We start from the raw sequence: 14,863 nt of genomic DNA, 5'->3' as shown, positions 1-14,863 counted from the left end.
GTCGCCAAGAACTTAAAAGATAATGTAATATTCCATACTATATCCCTATTTACACCGTTATAATTTCTGAAGCCGGTGCCATTGGAATAATATGTACGAATCTATCGGAAATTATTTCCGGACATATAAAATATAATGGGTAAAACATCGTTTAATATGCCGAAAGTGGTACTAAAAATTAATCAAAATACAAACGTACAAACTGCCTAACCTACAGTTTTTTTGGTAGTTTGGTAATTGAACTCAAGTCCTAATTATGAAAAAACAATTTATCAAAGTTGTACTCTCATTTGCAGTAATTGCAGGAGGTTTTACGGTTACCAGCTGTAAGAAATCCGGTAGCACATCTAAAAACGTATCGAGAGCTACAGGTTGGAAAATCAATGCCAAAGAAGGTGGTTTTCAATTTAATACCGACTTTAAGGAGCAAGAAACCGCTCCAGGACTGGTATTTATCGAAGGAGGTACCTTTACCAAAGGTAAGGTACAGGATGATGTAATGCATGATTGGAACAATACCCCTACAGCGCAACACGTTCAATCATTCTACATGGACGAGACGGAAGTTACCAATGTCATGTACTTGGAATATTTGGACTACTTGAAAAGCGTTTACCCTCCTGAAAATCCTAAATATACCAATATTTATAAAGGAGCACTACCGGACACTTTGGTTTGGAGAAATCGTTTGGGCTTCAATGAAACCATGACGAACAATTATCTACGCCATCCTGCCTACGCAGAATATCCTGTCGTCGGGGTCAACTGGGTACAGGCAACTCAATTTGCGGAATGGAGAACCGACCGTGTCAACGAGATTATGTTGGAACGCGAAGGGTATCTTTCTGAAGATGCCAAATATCAGGCCGTTACCGGAGAAGTACAAGGGACTTTCAGCACGGAAGCTTATTTGAACCGACCTGAATCAGTCTATAATGGTCAGATCGATTCACTTCAGGGCAAAAAGAAGAAGGACAGTGTGAACACTTATGCAAAAAGAAGCAGTGGTATTATCATTCCGGAATATAGGTTGCCTACCGAAACCGAATGGGAGTATGCCGCGCAGGCCAATCAGGGCACACGAGAGTACAATAATTATAGAGGTAGAAAAAAATATCCATGGGAAGGCGATTATACCCGTAACGGACAACGTGTCGGTAGGGGCGACCAATTGGCAAACTTCAAACAAGGCAAGGGTGATTACGGCGGAATCGCAGGATGGTCGGACGACGGTGCCGATATAACCGCGCAGGTAATGTCGTATAAGCCCAATGATCTTGGATTATACGATATGGCCGGCAATGTTGCCGAATGGGTAGCCGATGTCTACCGCCCCATAGTCGATGACGAAGTAAGTGACTTTAACTACTACCGTGGCAACATATACATGAAAACGGCCATCGGTGAGGATGGTAAGGTAAACATATTGAGAGATTCGATAGTTTACGATACCCTGCCAAACGGTAAGATCGTGGCAATGAACTTACCAGGTGAAATCAAAATGGTTCCAGTCGATGAGAACGAGACCTATTTGCGTACCAATTTCTCTTCTTCCGATAACAGAGGTTACCGTGATGGCGACCCGGGTTCTTCGAGATTCTTTGACAGGTTCAGTGACGAAGAACAAGAGGAGGAAGGCAAAAAAATGTACAATTCACCGAAACATAAAGTGGAGCGTGATTCTGCTGGGAACTTGATCCGTCAATATGACAAATCCAACAACAGAACAACCTTGATCAACGATGAGGTCAGGGTATATAAAGGAGGTTCTTGGAGAGATAGGGCCTATTGGTTAGACCCCGCCCAAAGAAGATATTTGCCACAATATATGGCAACCGATTATATCGGTTTCAGATGCGCCATGTCAAGGGTCGGCTCTAAATCGAAAACAAAGAATAAAACAGTTAGAGGCAAAAAGGCAAAATAAACACTGTTACCAAATAAAGCAAAAAAGCACCACTGAAAAGAGTGGTGCTTTTTTTATTTAACTTTACCTTAAAGGTCTGAAATTACCGACCAAACTCTTTTGCCAAACGAAGTTATTAACGTCTACCACCCTCTTTGAATGAAAATAGAAGCAATTCACCAACTATTCCTAAAATTTCCCACAGTCTGTACCGATACTAGAAAAATCACTAAAAATTGTATCTTCTTTGCCCTAAAGGGAACCAACTTTGACGGAAACCAATTCGCCTCCAAGGCACTAAGCGAAGGAGCATCTTATGCCGTTATCGACAATGAAAATTATAGGGTATCGGACAAGTACATTCTAGTCGAGGACACATTGGGCGCGTTGCAACAATTGGCCATCTTTCATCGAAACCATTGCAATGCAAAAATTATCGGCCTTACTGGAAGTAATGGCAAGACCACTACCAAAGAACTTATCAACGCCACCCTGTCAAAAAAATACGATACCGTGGCGACACAGGGTAATCTCAACAACCATATAGGCGTACCATTGACCCTGCTCTCGATAAAACCTGATACCGAATTGGCCATTGTGGAGATGGGGGCCAATCATCAAAAAGAAATTGAATTTCTTTGCTCAATTGCACAACCCGATTTCGGATATATAACCAATTTTGGCAGGGCCCATATCGAAGGTTTCGGAAGCAAGGAAGGTGTTATAAAGGGAAAAAGCGAGCTTTATGAATACCTACTAAAGAACAAAAAAGCGGCATTCTTAAATGCGGACGACCCCATACAATTGGACAAACTCGGCACGTATATCAACAAATACGGATTCAGCACGACCAAGCCGGAATATTATAAAATTGAATTTCTGGGCGCCAATCCGTTTGTGACCTTGCGGGTCGAAAACACTACAATACAATCACAGCTTATCGGGAGTTATAATTTCACGAATTGTGCGGTGGCCGTTCTTATGGGGAAGTATTTCAATGTTCCTGTTCCGGCCATCAAAGAAGCCATAGAGAACTATTTGCCGCAAAACAATCGCTCACAGATCATCAAAAGAAACGGGCATCAGATTATATTGGATGCTTATAATGCCAATCCTACAAGTATGCAGGCGGCCCTTGAAAACTTCAAGGCGATGGACGGAAATTACAAAATCGTTTTTTTGGGCGATATGTTCGAGTTGGGCGAAACTGCCAAAATCGAGCATCAGAATATTGCCGATTTGGCCAATATGATGAATTTCGACCAGATTTTTTTGGTAGGGGAAAACTTTTTTCAAACTAAGACCGATTCAAAAAAGTTCAAATCTTTCGAAGATCTAGCGGGGTATTTGAAAAAAAATAAGCTATCAAAAGGAAACATTCTAGTAAAAGGTTCGAGAGGTATGGCCTTAGAACGTGTTTTAGATTTTTTCTAACGACTTAATGAATGGTCTTGGTGAGACTACCACATGTCAACATTTTATCACCAAAATATGGGTTTCGCACTTTATCTTCAAAACTCAACCAATTCGCACCTTTATTACCATCTGCCATCGGACAAAATTGTACGTAAATAGGTCTATCGAGATTGCTGAAGGTCGAAGCGACCGCAACCATATGCTCCGACATGGGCTTGAAATATTTTCGTTGCTCTTCAATATCGTCTGTTTCTACAATACCCTTGGCAGACTCCTTGATTTTTTCCACATGCGAACTGGAAATATCATTCAACATCCCGATTTCAAGCCTATTCAGCTCTTCGAGTAAAACACGTGCTTTACTGGTTGATTTTTCAACATCTGTCGCTACTAGGGCATCTTTCAATGCTATATAATTGTCAATTATTTTCGAAAAATGTTTTTGAAATCGGCCATCAAATTTGAGTCCGGAACTTGCATCGTCGATCGCCTGGACATTATTACCACCTTCATGCATACGGTTCATCATAGACCTTTTGCCTTGAAGTTGCGCAGCGGCATCGACTGTAAATGTTCCATTTACAACTACCTCATCGCCCGGGGCCAATCCATCGATCACCACATAAGAATTACCAATAACATTGCCCAAGGTAACCTCCGCCATCTCAAAAATCGGCTTGTTCAGATCCGTTTTAAGATAGACCAGTGAACGTTTGCCTGTCCACAAAACTGCAGACTTGGGCACTGTCAATATTTGACCGGCGCCTTTCACTTTAACGGTTCCCTCGACGAACATTCCCGGTTTAAGCAGTTGCTCGCCATTGTTCAAGGTAACCCTGACCGAAACGGTACGTTTAGATGTATCAAAAATAGGTTCTATAAAAGATACTTTTGCTTCCAATTGCCTACCTTCAAAAGCCTTCGAGGCAATCATTATATCCTGTCCTATGTTCAAAAAAGGCAATTGGCCCTCATATGCATCAAAAACTGCCCATACCGTATATAGATTGGAAACTTTATACAAGGGGTCGCCTTGTTTATAGAATTTGCCCTCGGATGCCACAACCTCGGTAACGGTACCCGAAACATCGGCAATCAATGGAAAATTTGCCATAGGTTTGCCCGTTCGAATAACTTCTTCTACCTGCTCATCGGTCATTCTCCAGAGCGATAAGGTGTTTCTTGCCGCCGCCCACAATTTTTCATGGGTATCTTGGTAAGATGAAGAGGTTAGCATTTTATCTTGCGCGGCATACATTTCAGGAGCATAGATCACACCTATCTGCTGTCCCTTTTTGACATATTGGCCTACGTAGTTTATATTTAGCTTTTCGATTCTACCATCGAAAATAGTGGTCTGTACCGCATCTGTTTTTTCATTGGAAGTAATTACCCCGGATAAAAGCAAACTATTGTCGGTCATACTGCCGACCCCTATCGTGGTCGTTTCAATATTGGCCAATGCCATGGCATTTTTAGACATCTGAAATTGATTTGGCCCCAATGAGCCTTGCGAGGCATCAATCGGAATCAAGGCCATACCGCACATGGGGCATTCGCCTTTTTCCGTTTTGTTTATACGTGGGTGCATCGAACATGTCCAATGCGTTGCCTCTTCGACATCTGTGCTGTTTGCATGAGTGTCGATACCGCTACCAGTACCAAAGAGCAAGTAACCTACAATCAAGCCCGCCAACAAAAGTGCCAGATATGTTGCATACTTCTTGATCATACTCCTAAAACTTTATTTTGCGCCGAATATTTCAATTCCGCCTCTTTTCTCCAACTAAACAATACCGGAACGATAAACAATGAAATCAAGGCAATCAGCATACCTCCAAAACTTGGAATGGCCATCGGTATCATTACATCACTCCCCCGCCCATTGGATGTCAATATGGGCAACAAGGCCAACAGAGTCGTTGCCGTCGTCATCAAACAAGGACGAATTCGTTTTTTGCCCGCTTCCAAAACCGATTCACGTATTGCCCCAATATCATTGGGTCTATTCTTTTTGAACTCCTGGTCTAGATAGGTGGCCATAACGACCCCATCATCGGTGGCGATCCCAAACAAGGCGATAAAACCGACCCATACCGCAACGCTCAAGTTTATTGTATGAATGTTGAATACTTCACGAAAATTGGTGCCTGCAATTCCAAAATTCATGAACCATGATTGGCCATAGAGCCATATCATAATAAACCCTCCGGCAAAAGCCACTGCAACACCCGTAAAGACCATCAATGAGATGGATACTGAACGGAATTGCAAATACAGGATCAAAAAAATGACCAATAGTACCAAAGGTACTATAAACGACAACGTTTTTTCGGCATGCAGTTGATTTTCATAGGTTCCCGCAAATTGATAACTAACCCCTACCGGCACCTTCAAGGAGCCTTGCGCTATACCTTCTTGTATCAATTTTTTTGCATTTTCAACGACACCTACCTCCGAATAATCATCTAGCTTGTCAAACAGTACATAACCTACCAAAAATCCGTTTTCACTTTTAATGTTCTGCGGGCCTTGTTCGTATTCAACGGTCACAAATTCTGAAATAGGCACTGAAATTCCATTGGGAACATCAAGGTAGATCTTTTCCAAGTCTTCGGGAGAACCACGAAGTTCCCTAGGATATCGTACCCGTATTCCATAGCGTTCACGACCTTCTACGGTCTGGCTCAGTACTTTACCTCCTACAGCAATTTCTAGGGTTTCTTGAACTTCGGAAATTGATACCCCGTAGCGTGCGATCTTATTTCTGTCAATGTTAATCAAAAGGTAGGGTTTGCCAACGATTCTATCGGCAAAAACAGCCTCCTTCTTGACCCCCTCCACATTTCTCAATATAGCTTCCAGTTGTAATCCGAATGCCTCGATATCCTTTAGATCCTGACCTTTGACCTTAATGCCCATAGGGGCCCTCATACCGGTCTGAAGCATAACGAGCCGGGTTTCGATAGGCTGTAACTTAGGAGCTGATGAAATACCAGGAAGACTGGTCGCTGTTACGATTGCATTCCATATGTCTGCTTTGGTTTTAATTTCTGGTCGCCAATTTCTATAAAAATCACCATGATCGTCTTCGATAAGATCTTCTCTTTTATAACCGCTTCCCGCCTTGACAAAGTCCCCGGAAATTGTTTCGAACAGGCCCCTTTCATCTGTCTTAAAGGTTATGGGAGTACCTTTTTTATCCTGAATAAATTCAGGTTTATAGAAAATAACGTTCTCATACATTGATAGGGGTGCAGGATCCAATGCAGATTCAACCCGACCCGATTTACCCACTACGGTCTCAATTTCGGGCAAATTGGCCACCGCCATATCCAACTGCCTTAAAACACGTTGATTTTCTACAATACCCGAATGGGGCATTGAAGTCGGCATCAAAAGAAAGGAACCTTCATCCAATGAGGGCATGAATTCCTTGCCGGTATTGAACAGAATCAAAATACCGAGAATCAATAGCACCAATGGAGCACTCAAAAACTTTACCTTATTTTCAAGGGCCCATATCATAATTCGTTCATACCTGTTTTTGAAGTAAATAATACCCCCGAGTATCACGGCACAAATCACTCCAACGAACAGTACATTGATCACCAAATTATGGGCATAACCAAAGGGTCGCCAATAATAGCCCAACAGCAATACAATGGAAAGGGCACTCCAAAAGAGCAAATAGGTTTGCTTCCTGTCCTTCGTTATTTTATCGAAGTTACCAAACAGATCAATGATCGCGAATCCTATGATTACGATTCCCACCAAATAGCCAAGAACAACGGCAATCACCCCAATAAGGAACAAGGTCGACCCAAAAAAAATCAAATGATTCTTTTTGGATTTTCTTTTTTTGAACCATTGCGCGGCAAAAGGCGGTATCAAAAAAAGTGCGATTATCATAGACACGGTCAGAGCCACTGTTTTTGTAAAAGCCAAAGGAGTGAACAACTTACCCTCTGCCCCGGTCATTGTAAATACTGGAATAAAGCTGACAATCGTGGTAAGCCCTGCGGTCAAAATAGCTCCGGATACTTCTGAAGTCGCCTCATAAACTACCTTATCAATATCGGATGTTCCAATATCACGATGCGCCTCTAAATGACGGATAATATTTTCGGAAAGTATAATGCCCATGTCAACCATGGTACCAATGGCTATTGCAATACCTGACAAGGCGACGATATTGGCATCGACCTTGAACAATTTCATCGCAATAAAAACGGTAAGTACGGCAATCGGCATCAGGCCCGAGATCAGTACCGAAATTCGTAGGTTATACAATAACACCACCACCACAAGAATTGTGATCAAAACTTCAAATGTCAACGCATTGCCCAAAGTGCCCAAGGCTTCTTCGATGAGTTCGGTACGATCATAAAAAGGGACTATGGTCAGTTGAGATTTGGTACCATTTTTCAAAAGTTTGGTCGGAAGTGCCGTTTCAATTTCATCGATTTTTTGCTTGACCCTGGTAATGGTCTCCATAGGGTTTGCCCCATATCGCGATACTACGACCCCTCCAACGACTTCGGCTCCCTCTTTGTCAAGAATTCCCCTTCGTTCGGCCGGGCCCAAAGTAACATGTGCAATGTCCTTGATTCGGATCGGGGTGAAATTTTCTGACCTGACCGCGGTATTTTCGATATCCGTAGTACTTTTTACGTAACCTAGTCCGCGCACAAAATATTCGGTCTGGTTTATCTCAAGTGTTTTTGCGCCAACATCCCTATTGCTATTCTTGACTGCTTGTACGACCTCTGAAAGTGATATTCCGTATTGCCGCATTAGCTCGGGATCTACATCGATCTGATATTCCCGAACATAACCCCCAATGGAAGCCACTTCCGATACCCCTTCCACTCCTGATAGGGCGTTCTTCACATAGAAGTCTTGAATACTTCGAATCTCATGAAGGTCCCAGCCACCCGTAACATTGCCGTTTTCATCCCTTCCTTCCAATGTATACCAAAATATCTGCCCCAATGCGGTGGCATCAGGGCCAAGGGTTGGTTTGACGTTTTCTGGAAGTAAACCATTTGGGAGGGCGTTCAACTTTTCGAGAAGACGGCTTCTTCCCCAATAAAAATCTATGTCTTCGTCAAAAATCACATAGATGCTCGAAAACCCGAACATCGAAGAGCTGCGAATCGTTTTTACCCCTGGAACACCCAGTAAGTCGGCGGTAAGCGGATACGTAATCTGGTCTTCAATATCCTGTGGAGATTGCCCATTCCATCGTGTGAAAACAATCTGCTGATTTTCCCCGATATCGGGAATAGCATCCACCGATACGGGATTTTTCGGAATTATACCAGCACCAAGATCGAAAGGGGAATGTACTAGCCCCCATACTAAAAACAATAGCATCAAAATGACGGCCATCAGTTTGTTGTCGATCAAGAATTTGATGCCTCTGTCAAGCATTTTCCGTTGTTTGCAAATAGAGTTCCGTTCGTCGAAAAACTCCCGTAAACCTTAACGTTCAAAAGTAACAAATGATTGTGGTGAAAGGCGAACTATTTAAACGAAAAAGATATACAATGATATGGCCCACAACACAGAAGGGCCGTATAGGCAATCGCGAAAACAATATTGAAGAATAAAAAAACTATATACGGCGATATAATGACAACTGTCAACCCCCAAAATGAGAAAGAATGTGGGTCATATTGGATTCGAACCAATGACCTCTGCCCTGTCAAGGCAGCGCTCTAAACCAACTGAGCTAATGACCCAAAAGAGGTCGCTAAGGTATAACTATTTTTGCATTCAAAAAAGACGGTTCTTTCATAAGTTTATGAATTGCCAAACTAGAAAATGATGATTTTCTAGTCTAAAAAACGTAATTTAGGGCAACACCATCTCGCACTGTAAGATGCGGGACACAACTAGAAACGTTATGAAAAAAAATAATAGCCGAAGGGATTTCTTAAAAAAGTCAACTATAGTGGCCGGGGCGACTTTGGCCGCACCTAAATATACTTTTGGAATTACACACTCAACAAAAAATATGGGGGAAATTGTAGGGCATGGAGAATTCAAATATCGCGTAGATAAAGAATGGGGAGTACAGGACCCATCTAAAATACCTGTAAACGATTGCCATGAAATGGCCATGGACCATAAGGGCCGTATTTTTATGACAACGACCGGTGCAAACAACAACAATGTTCTGATATATGATAAATCGGGAAAAGTATTGGATTCTTGGGGCACCGAATTTCCTGGAGCGCACGGGTTGACCATTACCGGTGAAGGCAGCGACCAATCTCTTTTTATAACGGATCCCGAAACACACAAGGTAACAAAAACAACCTTGGATGGCCGTGTCTTGATGACCTTGGAAAGACCAAAGGAGGTCAGCGGATATGAAAAGGACGACCAATTTCTACCCACCGAGACCGCCATTATGCCCAATGGTGACATTTACGTGGCCGATGGTTATGGAAAGAATTTTATCATTCACTACAATTCGAAAGGTGAGTACCTAAATCATTTTGGTGGAACGGGTGACCAAGATGACAAATTCAATTGTTGCCATGGCATCACCTTGGATACTAGGGACAAAACCAATCAAACCTTACTGATAACCTCTCGGGCCAGCCAAGAATTCAAGCGTTTCTCTTTGGATGGAAAACACTTGGAAACCATATCGCTGCCGGGTTGCTCAATCTGCAGGCCGGTAATACGTGGCGAGAATCTTTACTTTGCCGTAATCGTAACCAAAACCTGGGACAGCTATGACGGTATGCTGGCCGTTCTCGATAAGGACAATAACGTCATCTCCTTTCCCGGAGGGAGCATTCCCGAATATAAAGGAGGTGTCTTGGTTGCTCCACAATACGACGGAAAAACTTTTAAAAACCCGCATGATGTGTTCGTTGATAACGATGAAAACCTTTACATTCCACAGTGGGCATCCGGAAAAACTTACCCTGTCAAGCTACATCGCGTCTAATTTCATCTTGCGTTTGAACTTTCCAAAAAAGTCGTATCTTCTTATGTTCTTTTGAATTACTGTTATTATTAACAGCAACAAGCAGATAACTATGTCAAAATACAACATTGCCGTTTTGGGCCCAATCCCTAGGGATCATATTACAACACATAGGGGTGAAGTCATAGAAAAATATGGATGTGCCACCCATACGGCCATTGGTTTGTCGAAACTTCTTGGCAATGAAGGAACGGTTCACCTGGTATCACATGTTCGCAAGAAAGACGAACAGGCCATCAAGGAGATTCTTGCCGACTATGAGAATATAAATGTCGCCAACATTACTTCAGATCAGGACCAAGGTGATGTTATCAGCCTTAAATTTTTGGACCAAAACAATCGATTGGAGAAACAAACAGGTTTTATGAACCCAATCATCCCCAAAGACGTAAAAAATCTTTTGCATTGTGATGTTTTCGTATGTGTACCGATCACCGATTACGAGGTACCCCTCGAAACCTTGAAGTATATCAAGAAAAAAAGTGACGCTACGATTATTTTCGATGCCCATGGGCCCACAAATACCGTTACGATGACCGGAGATCGATTGGTCAAATTTTGGATCGACCGTGATCAATGGCTGCCCTATATCGATGTGCTCAAAATGAATTTAGAAGAATCGAAATGTTGCTGGTTCGAAAAAGAATACCATTCGGAGAGTTTGGTAAATCTACATGATGGGTCTACCGAACATCTTCCTGAATTTGCAAATCATGCCCTTGAAAACGGGGTAAAATCCTTAATCGTTACCTTAGACTCGAATGGCGGTGCCGTTTTTTTTAAAAAGGAAGGTGAAATATATCATGAAAGGGTCAAATCGATTCATGTAGACCATGTGGTTGACACCACGGGCTGCGGCGATTCGTTTGCAGGCGGCCTAGGCTACGGGATTTTAAAAAACCGAACCGATTATATAACCGCCACCAAGTATGCAAATGCCTTGGGAGCACAACGAACGCAAGGGCGAGACTTTAGTGTTTTCAAATCTATTGAAGAAACCGATCAGATGATTTTGGAAACTTATGGAGCAGTATAACTACAAAACTTCCGGATGTAAGACTATATGACCTTAAGGATACGAATACAACCCGTCAAAAGTACCTACGTAATATTGCTTTGCCAAAGATATCATATTCAATTACTCCGAACCAATCTATTTTTCTGCGCTGAATTAGTACTAGAAACTTTTTGTTTATAAATCAGAATAGGCCCTTCGTTCTGAGTAACGATATATAACATTTCACCCAAAGCACTTCTCAACTTAGCAATTGCTTTCGCATCACCACTAGGCGTAAAACCACTTGCCACAGGATGAAGGCTTTTAAATCCTCCATTTTGATTACCTAAGAGTAGGCTACCGTTCGAGGCATCATACCTGCCAATAAAAATCTCATTGCCAAAGTCATTTCCGATTACGAGAACGTCCATAAAGCCGTCATCATTGAAGTCGCCTGTCGAAAATCCATTGACAGGTGCCACCTGAACATCCAGGGGAAGGGCTGATAGTCTGAATTCTCCTTGGCCCATATTTTCGACATAAGTACTTTTGTCAGTATTTCCGGTCAAAGTTATGGCGTCTTTTAGTTCTTCTTCTGTGAACAAATCATTTTTGGTCGTTCTGGCGTACTCCTTGTAAAGATTGAATTTCGACCTAAACAAAGGGCTTTGAGCATTCAAATCGCCCCAAAAATTTACTGGAAATGCTTCGTAACTATCTTCATCTTGCTTAAAATAAGCGAACATTACGGGGTCGATACTACCGTTAGCATCAAAATCTTTTGCTATAATGGTAACCGGCTTTTCCTTTGTTGGCCGATAGAAATTATTAGACCCCAAATTGCCCACCACAAAATCCGTATCACCATCGTTGTCAAAATCATTGGCACTAACGGTTTCCCACCATCCCAGATTATTATCTAGTGTCGACGATTTTACCTTTTCAAACGAGGTTTTCTTATTTTCAAAAATCGTAAAGGGCATAAATTCACCGACAACAACGAGATCTAACAAACCATCTCCATTATAGTCCGACCAACTGGCATCGGTAACCATGCCGACCTTTCTTAGACCCTTTGCATATGTGTCGGTAATATCAACCAATTTACCCGCTTCATTCTTAAGTAGAAAACTACTGTCTGGTAATGGATATTTCGCAATAGGGGTACGGCCTCCAACAAACAGGTCCGTAAATCCGTCATTATCAAAGTCCTCGGCTTTTACTACTGAGCCATTTGCTCTTACTTCGGGCAATACATCATTAGTCAAGGTAAAATTGCCCTTACCGTCATTCAGTAAAAGCCTGTCGACATAGAGTTCACTTTTTTCTTCAAACTCCGCACTACCCGAAACCAAATATAGATCGAGGTCCCCATCATTTTCAAGATCGAACAAAACCATTGACTGTTCTTCATATCGCATATCCGAGTCTTTGTCAAAAAGCTTTTTTTCGGCAAAAGTACCATCGCTTCTTTGAAAGAATATACTTGGCGAAAAAGTGGAGGAGCTGCCAACGATAAAATCTTCATACCCATCGCCATTTATGTCACCCACTTCAAGGCATGGGCCATTCTGCGTAAGTTTATGTGGCAAAATACGCTGGATATTGTAATCGACAATGTCTTTTTCTTGATGAACAAAATCAACCGACAGTTCTTTTGATATTTCTTTAAAGATTGTTTTTATTTTCTTTGGCACCAACGGGAAAACTGGCTCAGTGTCAACAATAGTATCGGAATCGTCATAGTCCAATTTCAAAGTCTGGTTTGTCTTTATGCCGATAACTTTTTGCAATTTGCCATCTGGCCAAAGTATTTCGACCGAATCAACCGACCTTATATCGCCAAGACCGAAATGAATGACCTCTTCTACAGAGGACATATAGCCCCTTGTCAAATAATGTTCGTAATACTGAAATTGATTTTCGCCGTATCTTATCACTATTTTGGCACCAATACCCATACGGTTCGATTCAGGGCCATTCAACGATATTCTAAGAGATTGTGGAGATTCGGCACTACCTCCGATCGTATTTTCAAATACGAAGGCCTCATCGTTAATATTATTTACTACATAGTCCAAGTCACCATCCTGGTCTAAATCAACATATGCGGCACCGTTCGAAAAGGAAGGTAAGTTCAGCCCCCATTCTTTTCCCATATTTTGAAACAGTCCATCCTCTGTGTTTTTGAAAGCGTAGTTCTGTACTTTGGCAACGGGAATAGAATCCAAAATCTTGTAAGGACTCAAATACTGACTTACGCTCAATCTAAAATCTCCAAAATCTTTATCCGTAATATCCCTAGGAAATCCGTTGGTTATCAACAAATCTCGAAATCCATCGTTGTCAACATCAGCAAATAAAGGTGACCAACTCCAATCCGTTCTAGACACACCTGCTTGAAGGCCAATTTCACTTAAGGGTATACCGGGTCCATTGCCAACATGCAGCATATTTCTGCTATATTGATATTCATAGCCCCAACGTTCATTCAACACATATTTGATATAGTTGTTCATACCGATTGTGGTCTTCATCCTATAGTTGGTCTCTCCCAACATATCCAGAGTAACTATATCAAGATATCCATCATTGTTGTAGTCAGAAATATCGCAGCCCATAGAAAACTTACTCTGATGCTTTATAAAATCTTCGATATCGTTTGAAAATGTACCATCTCCATTATTTATATAAAGCAAATCATTGGTAAGATAGTCATTACCTATGTGGATATCGGGCCAACCATCATAGTTCAAATCACCAATAGCTATTCCAAGGCCAAAACCTTCATACCTTATTCCGGCAGACAGAGTGACATCAGTAAAGGTACCGTTACCATTATTCCGATATAAACGATCGTTACTTACGGCGGTTCCATCATCAACCTTTTTTCTATAGTTAGTTGGAAGTATGTGCACCTGTTCATTATTCAATACATACAGATCTAAAAGACCATCTCTGTCATAATCAAAAAAAGCTGCCCCCATACTGTTGCCTTGTTCAGCAATTCCGTAAGAATTTGCAGATTCCTTGAATACAGGAATACCGTGTTCGTTAAGGCCCTGATTGACAAACAGAAGATTTGCCCTTCGTTTTAAATCAGCTTCGCGAGCAGCACAAACGTAGATGTCAAGCCAGCCATCTTGATTAATATCAACTACTGTCGTTCCAGTACACCATCTATCGGTTGCTTCAATACCGGATTCAGAAGAAATATCCATAAATCTGAACTCGCCCTTGTTCAAATATAACTTATTCGACACCTGATTTCCAGTAAAGAACAAATCTGGAAGTTTATCGTTGTTAAAATCTCCGACTGCGACCCCTCCACCATTAAAAATATATTCTTCGGTAAGAATATTGGCACTGTCAGTCTCAACAATACTGTTATTAAAAGTTATTTGAGTAAGAGTGCTTGGCTTATTCTTAAACAGAACAAGCTCCTTACTCTCATTGCAGGAAAACAAGAAAATCGAAGCTATAAAAACATACAATAAATAAGTCTTCATGAATTTAAATAATGCTAAGAAAAAAC

General features: G+C 41.6%; 7 protein-coding genes and 1 tRNA gene. 4 read left to right on the top strand and 4 right to left on the bottom strand.

The annotated features are described in order from the left end of the window. Window positions 1–256 precede the first annotated feature (256 nt). Together gldJ and ACEZ3G_RS13785 are read left to right on the top strand one after the other, a co-directional pair. Window positions 257–1,927, top strand: a complete 1,671-nt coding sequence (gene gldJ / locus ACEZ3G_RS13790; RefSeq protein WP_432426098.1) for a gliding motility lipoprotein GldJ — start codon at window positions 257–259, stop codon at window positions 1,925–1,927. A 138-nt stretch (window positions 1,928–2,065) separates the two neighbouring features. Then, the gene (locus tag ACEZ3G_RS13785) at window positions 2,066–3,340 is read left to right on the top strand and encodes a UDP-N-acetylmuramoyl-tripeptide--D-alanyl-D-alanine ligase (protein WP_432426097.1); all 1,275 of its coding nucleotides are present in this window, start codon (window positions 2,066–2,068) and stop codon (window positions 3,338–3,340) included. A 4-nt stretch (window positions 3,341–3,344) separates the two neighbouring features. On the opposite strand, the gene ACEZ3G_RS13780 is transcribed toward ACEZ3G_RS13785, so the two are convergent. The 3 genes from ACEZ3G_RS13780 to ACEZ3G_RS13770 all read right to left on the bottom strand — a co-directional run bounded on the left by ACEZ3G_RS13780 (window position 3,345) and on the right by ACEZ3G_RS13770 (window position 9,069). Further along, window positions 3,345–5,054 (bottom strand): efflux RND transporter periplasmic adaptor subunit, encoded by a 1,710-nt coding sequence (locus ACEZ3G_RS13780; RefSeq protein ID WP_432426096.1) that lies wholly within the window; start codon window positions 5,052–5,054, stop codon window positions 3,345–3,347. Then, window positions 5,051–8,758, bottom strand: a complete 3,708-nt coding sequence (locus ACEZ3G_RS13775) for an efflux RND transporter permease subunit (protein ID WP_432426095.1) — start codon at window positions 8,756–8,758, stop codon at window positions 5,051–5,053. Before ACEZ3G_RS13775 ends, ACEZ3G_RS13780 begins: the two co-directional genes overlap by 4 nt. 236 nt (window positions 8,759–8,994) lie before the next feature. Continuing rightward, a tRNA-Val gene (locus ACEZ3G_RS13770) sits at window positions 8,995–9,069 on the bottom strand. Between the two features lie 164 nt (window positions 9,070–9,233). Here ACEZ3G_RS13770 and ACEZ3G_RS13765 point away from each other — a divergent pair. Both ACEZ3G_RS13765 and ACEZ3G_RS13760 read left to right on the top strand, forming a co-directional pair. Next, on the top strand, window positions 9,234–10,292 hold the full coding sequence (locus ACEZ3G_RS13765) for a 6-bladed beta-propeller (protein WP_432426094.1): 1,059 nt from the start codon (window positions 9,234–9,236) through the stop codon (window positions 10,290–10,292). A 91-nt stretch (window positions 10,293–10,383) separates the two neighbouring features. Further along, a complete protein-coding gene (locus tag ACEZ3G_RS13760; protein ID WP_432426093.1) occupies window positions 10,384–11,367 on the top strand; it encodes a carbohydrate kinase family protein in 984 nt (327 codons plus the stop codon). Window positions 11,368–11,465: 98 nt separating this feature from the next. On the opposite strand, the gene ACEZ3G_RS13755 is transcribed toward ACEZ3G_RS13760, so the two are convergent. Further along, window positions 11,466–14,837, bottom strand: a complete 3,372-nt coding sequence (locus tag ACEZ3G_RS13755; protein ID WP_432426092.1) for a VCBS repeat-containing protein — start codon at window positions 14,835–14,837, stop codon at window positions 11,466–11,468. Between the last annotated feature and the right edge of the window lie 26 nt (window positions 14,838–14,863).

This window comes from Meishania litoralis (assembly GCF_042611095.1).
Lineage (GTDB): Bacteria > Bacteroidota > Bacteroidia > Flavobacteriales > Flavobacteriaceae > Meishania > Meishania litoralis.
Note: the sequence above shows the minus strand (reverse complement) of the source record. Positions and strands in the feature narration are given on the sequence as shown.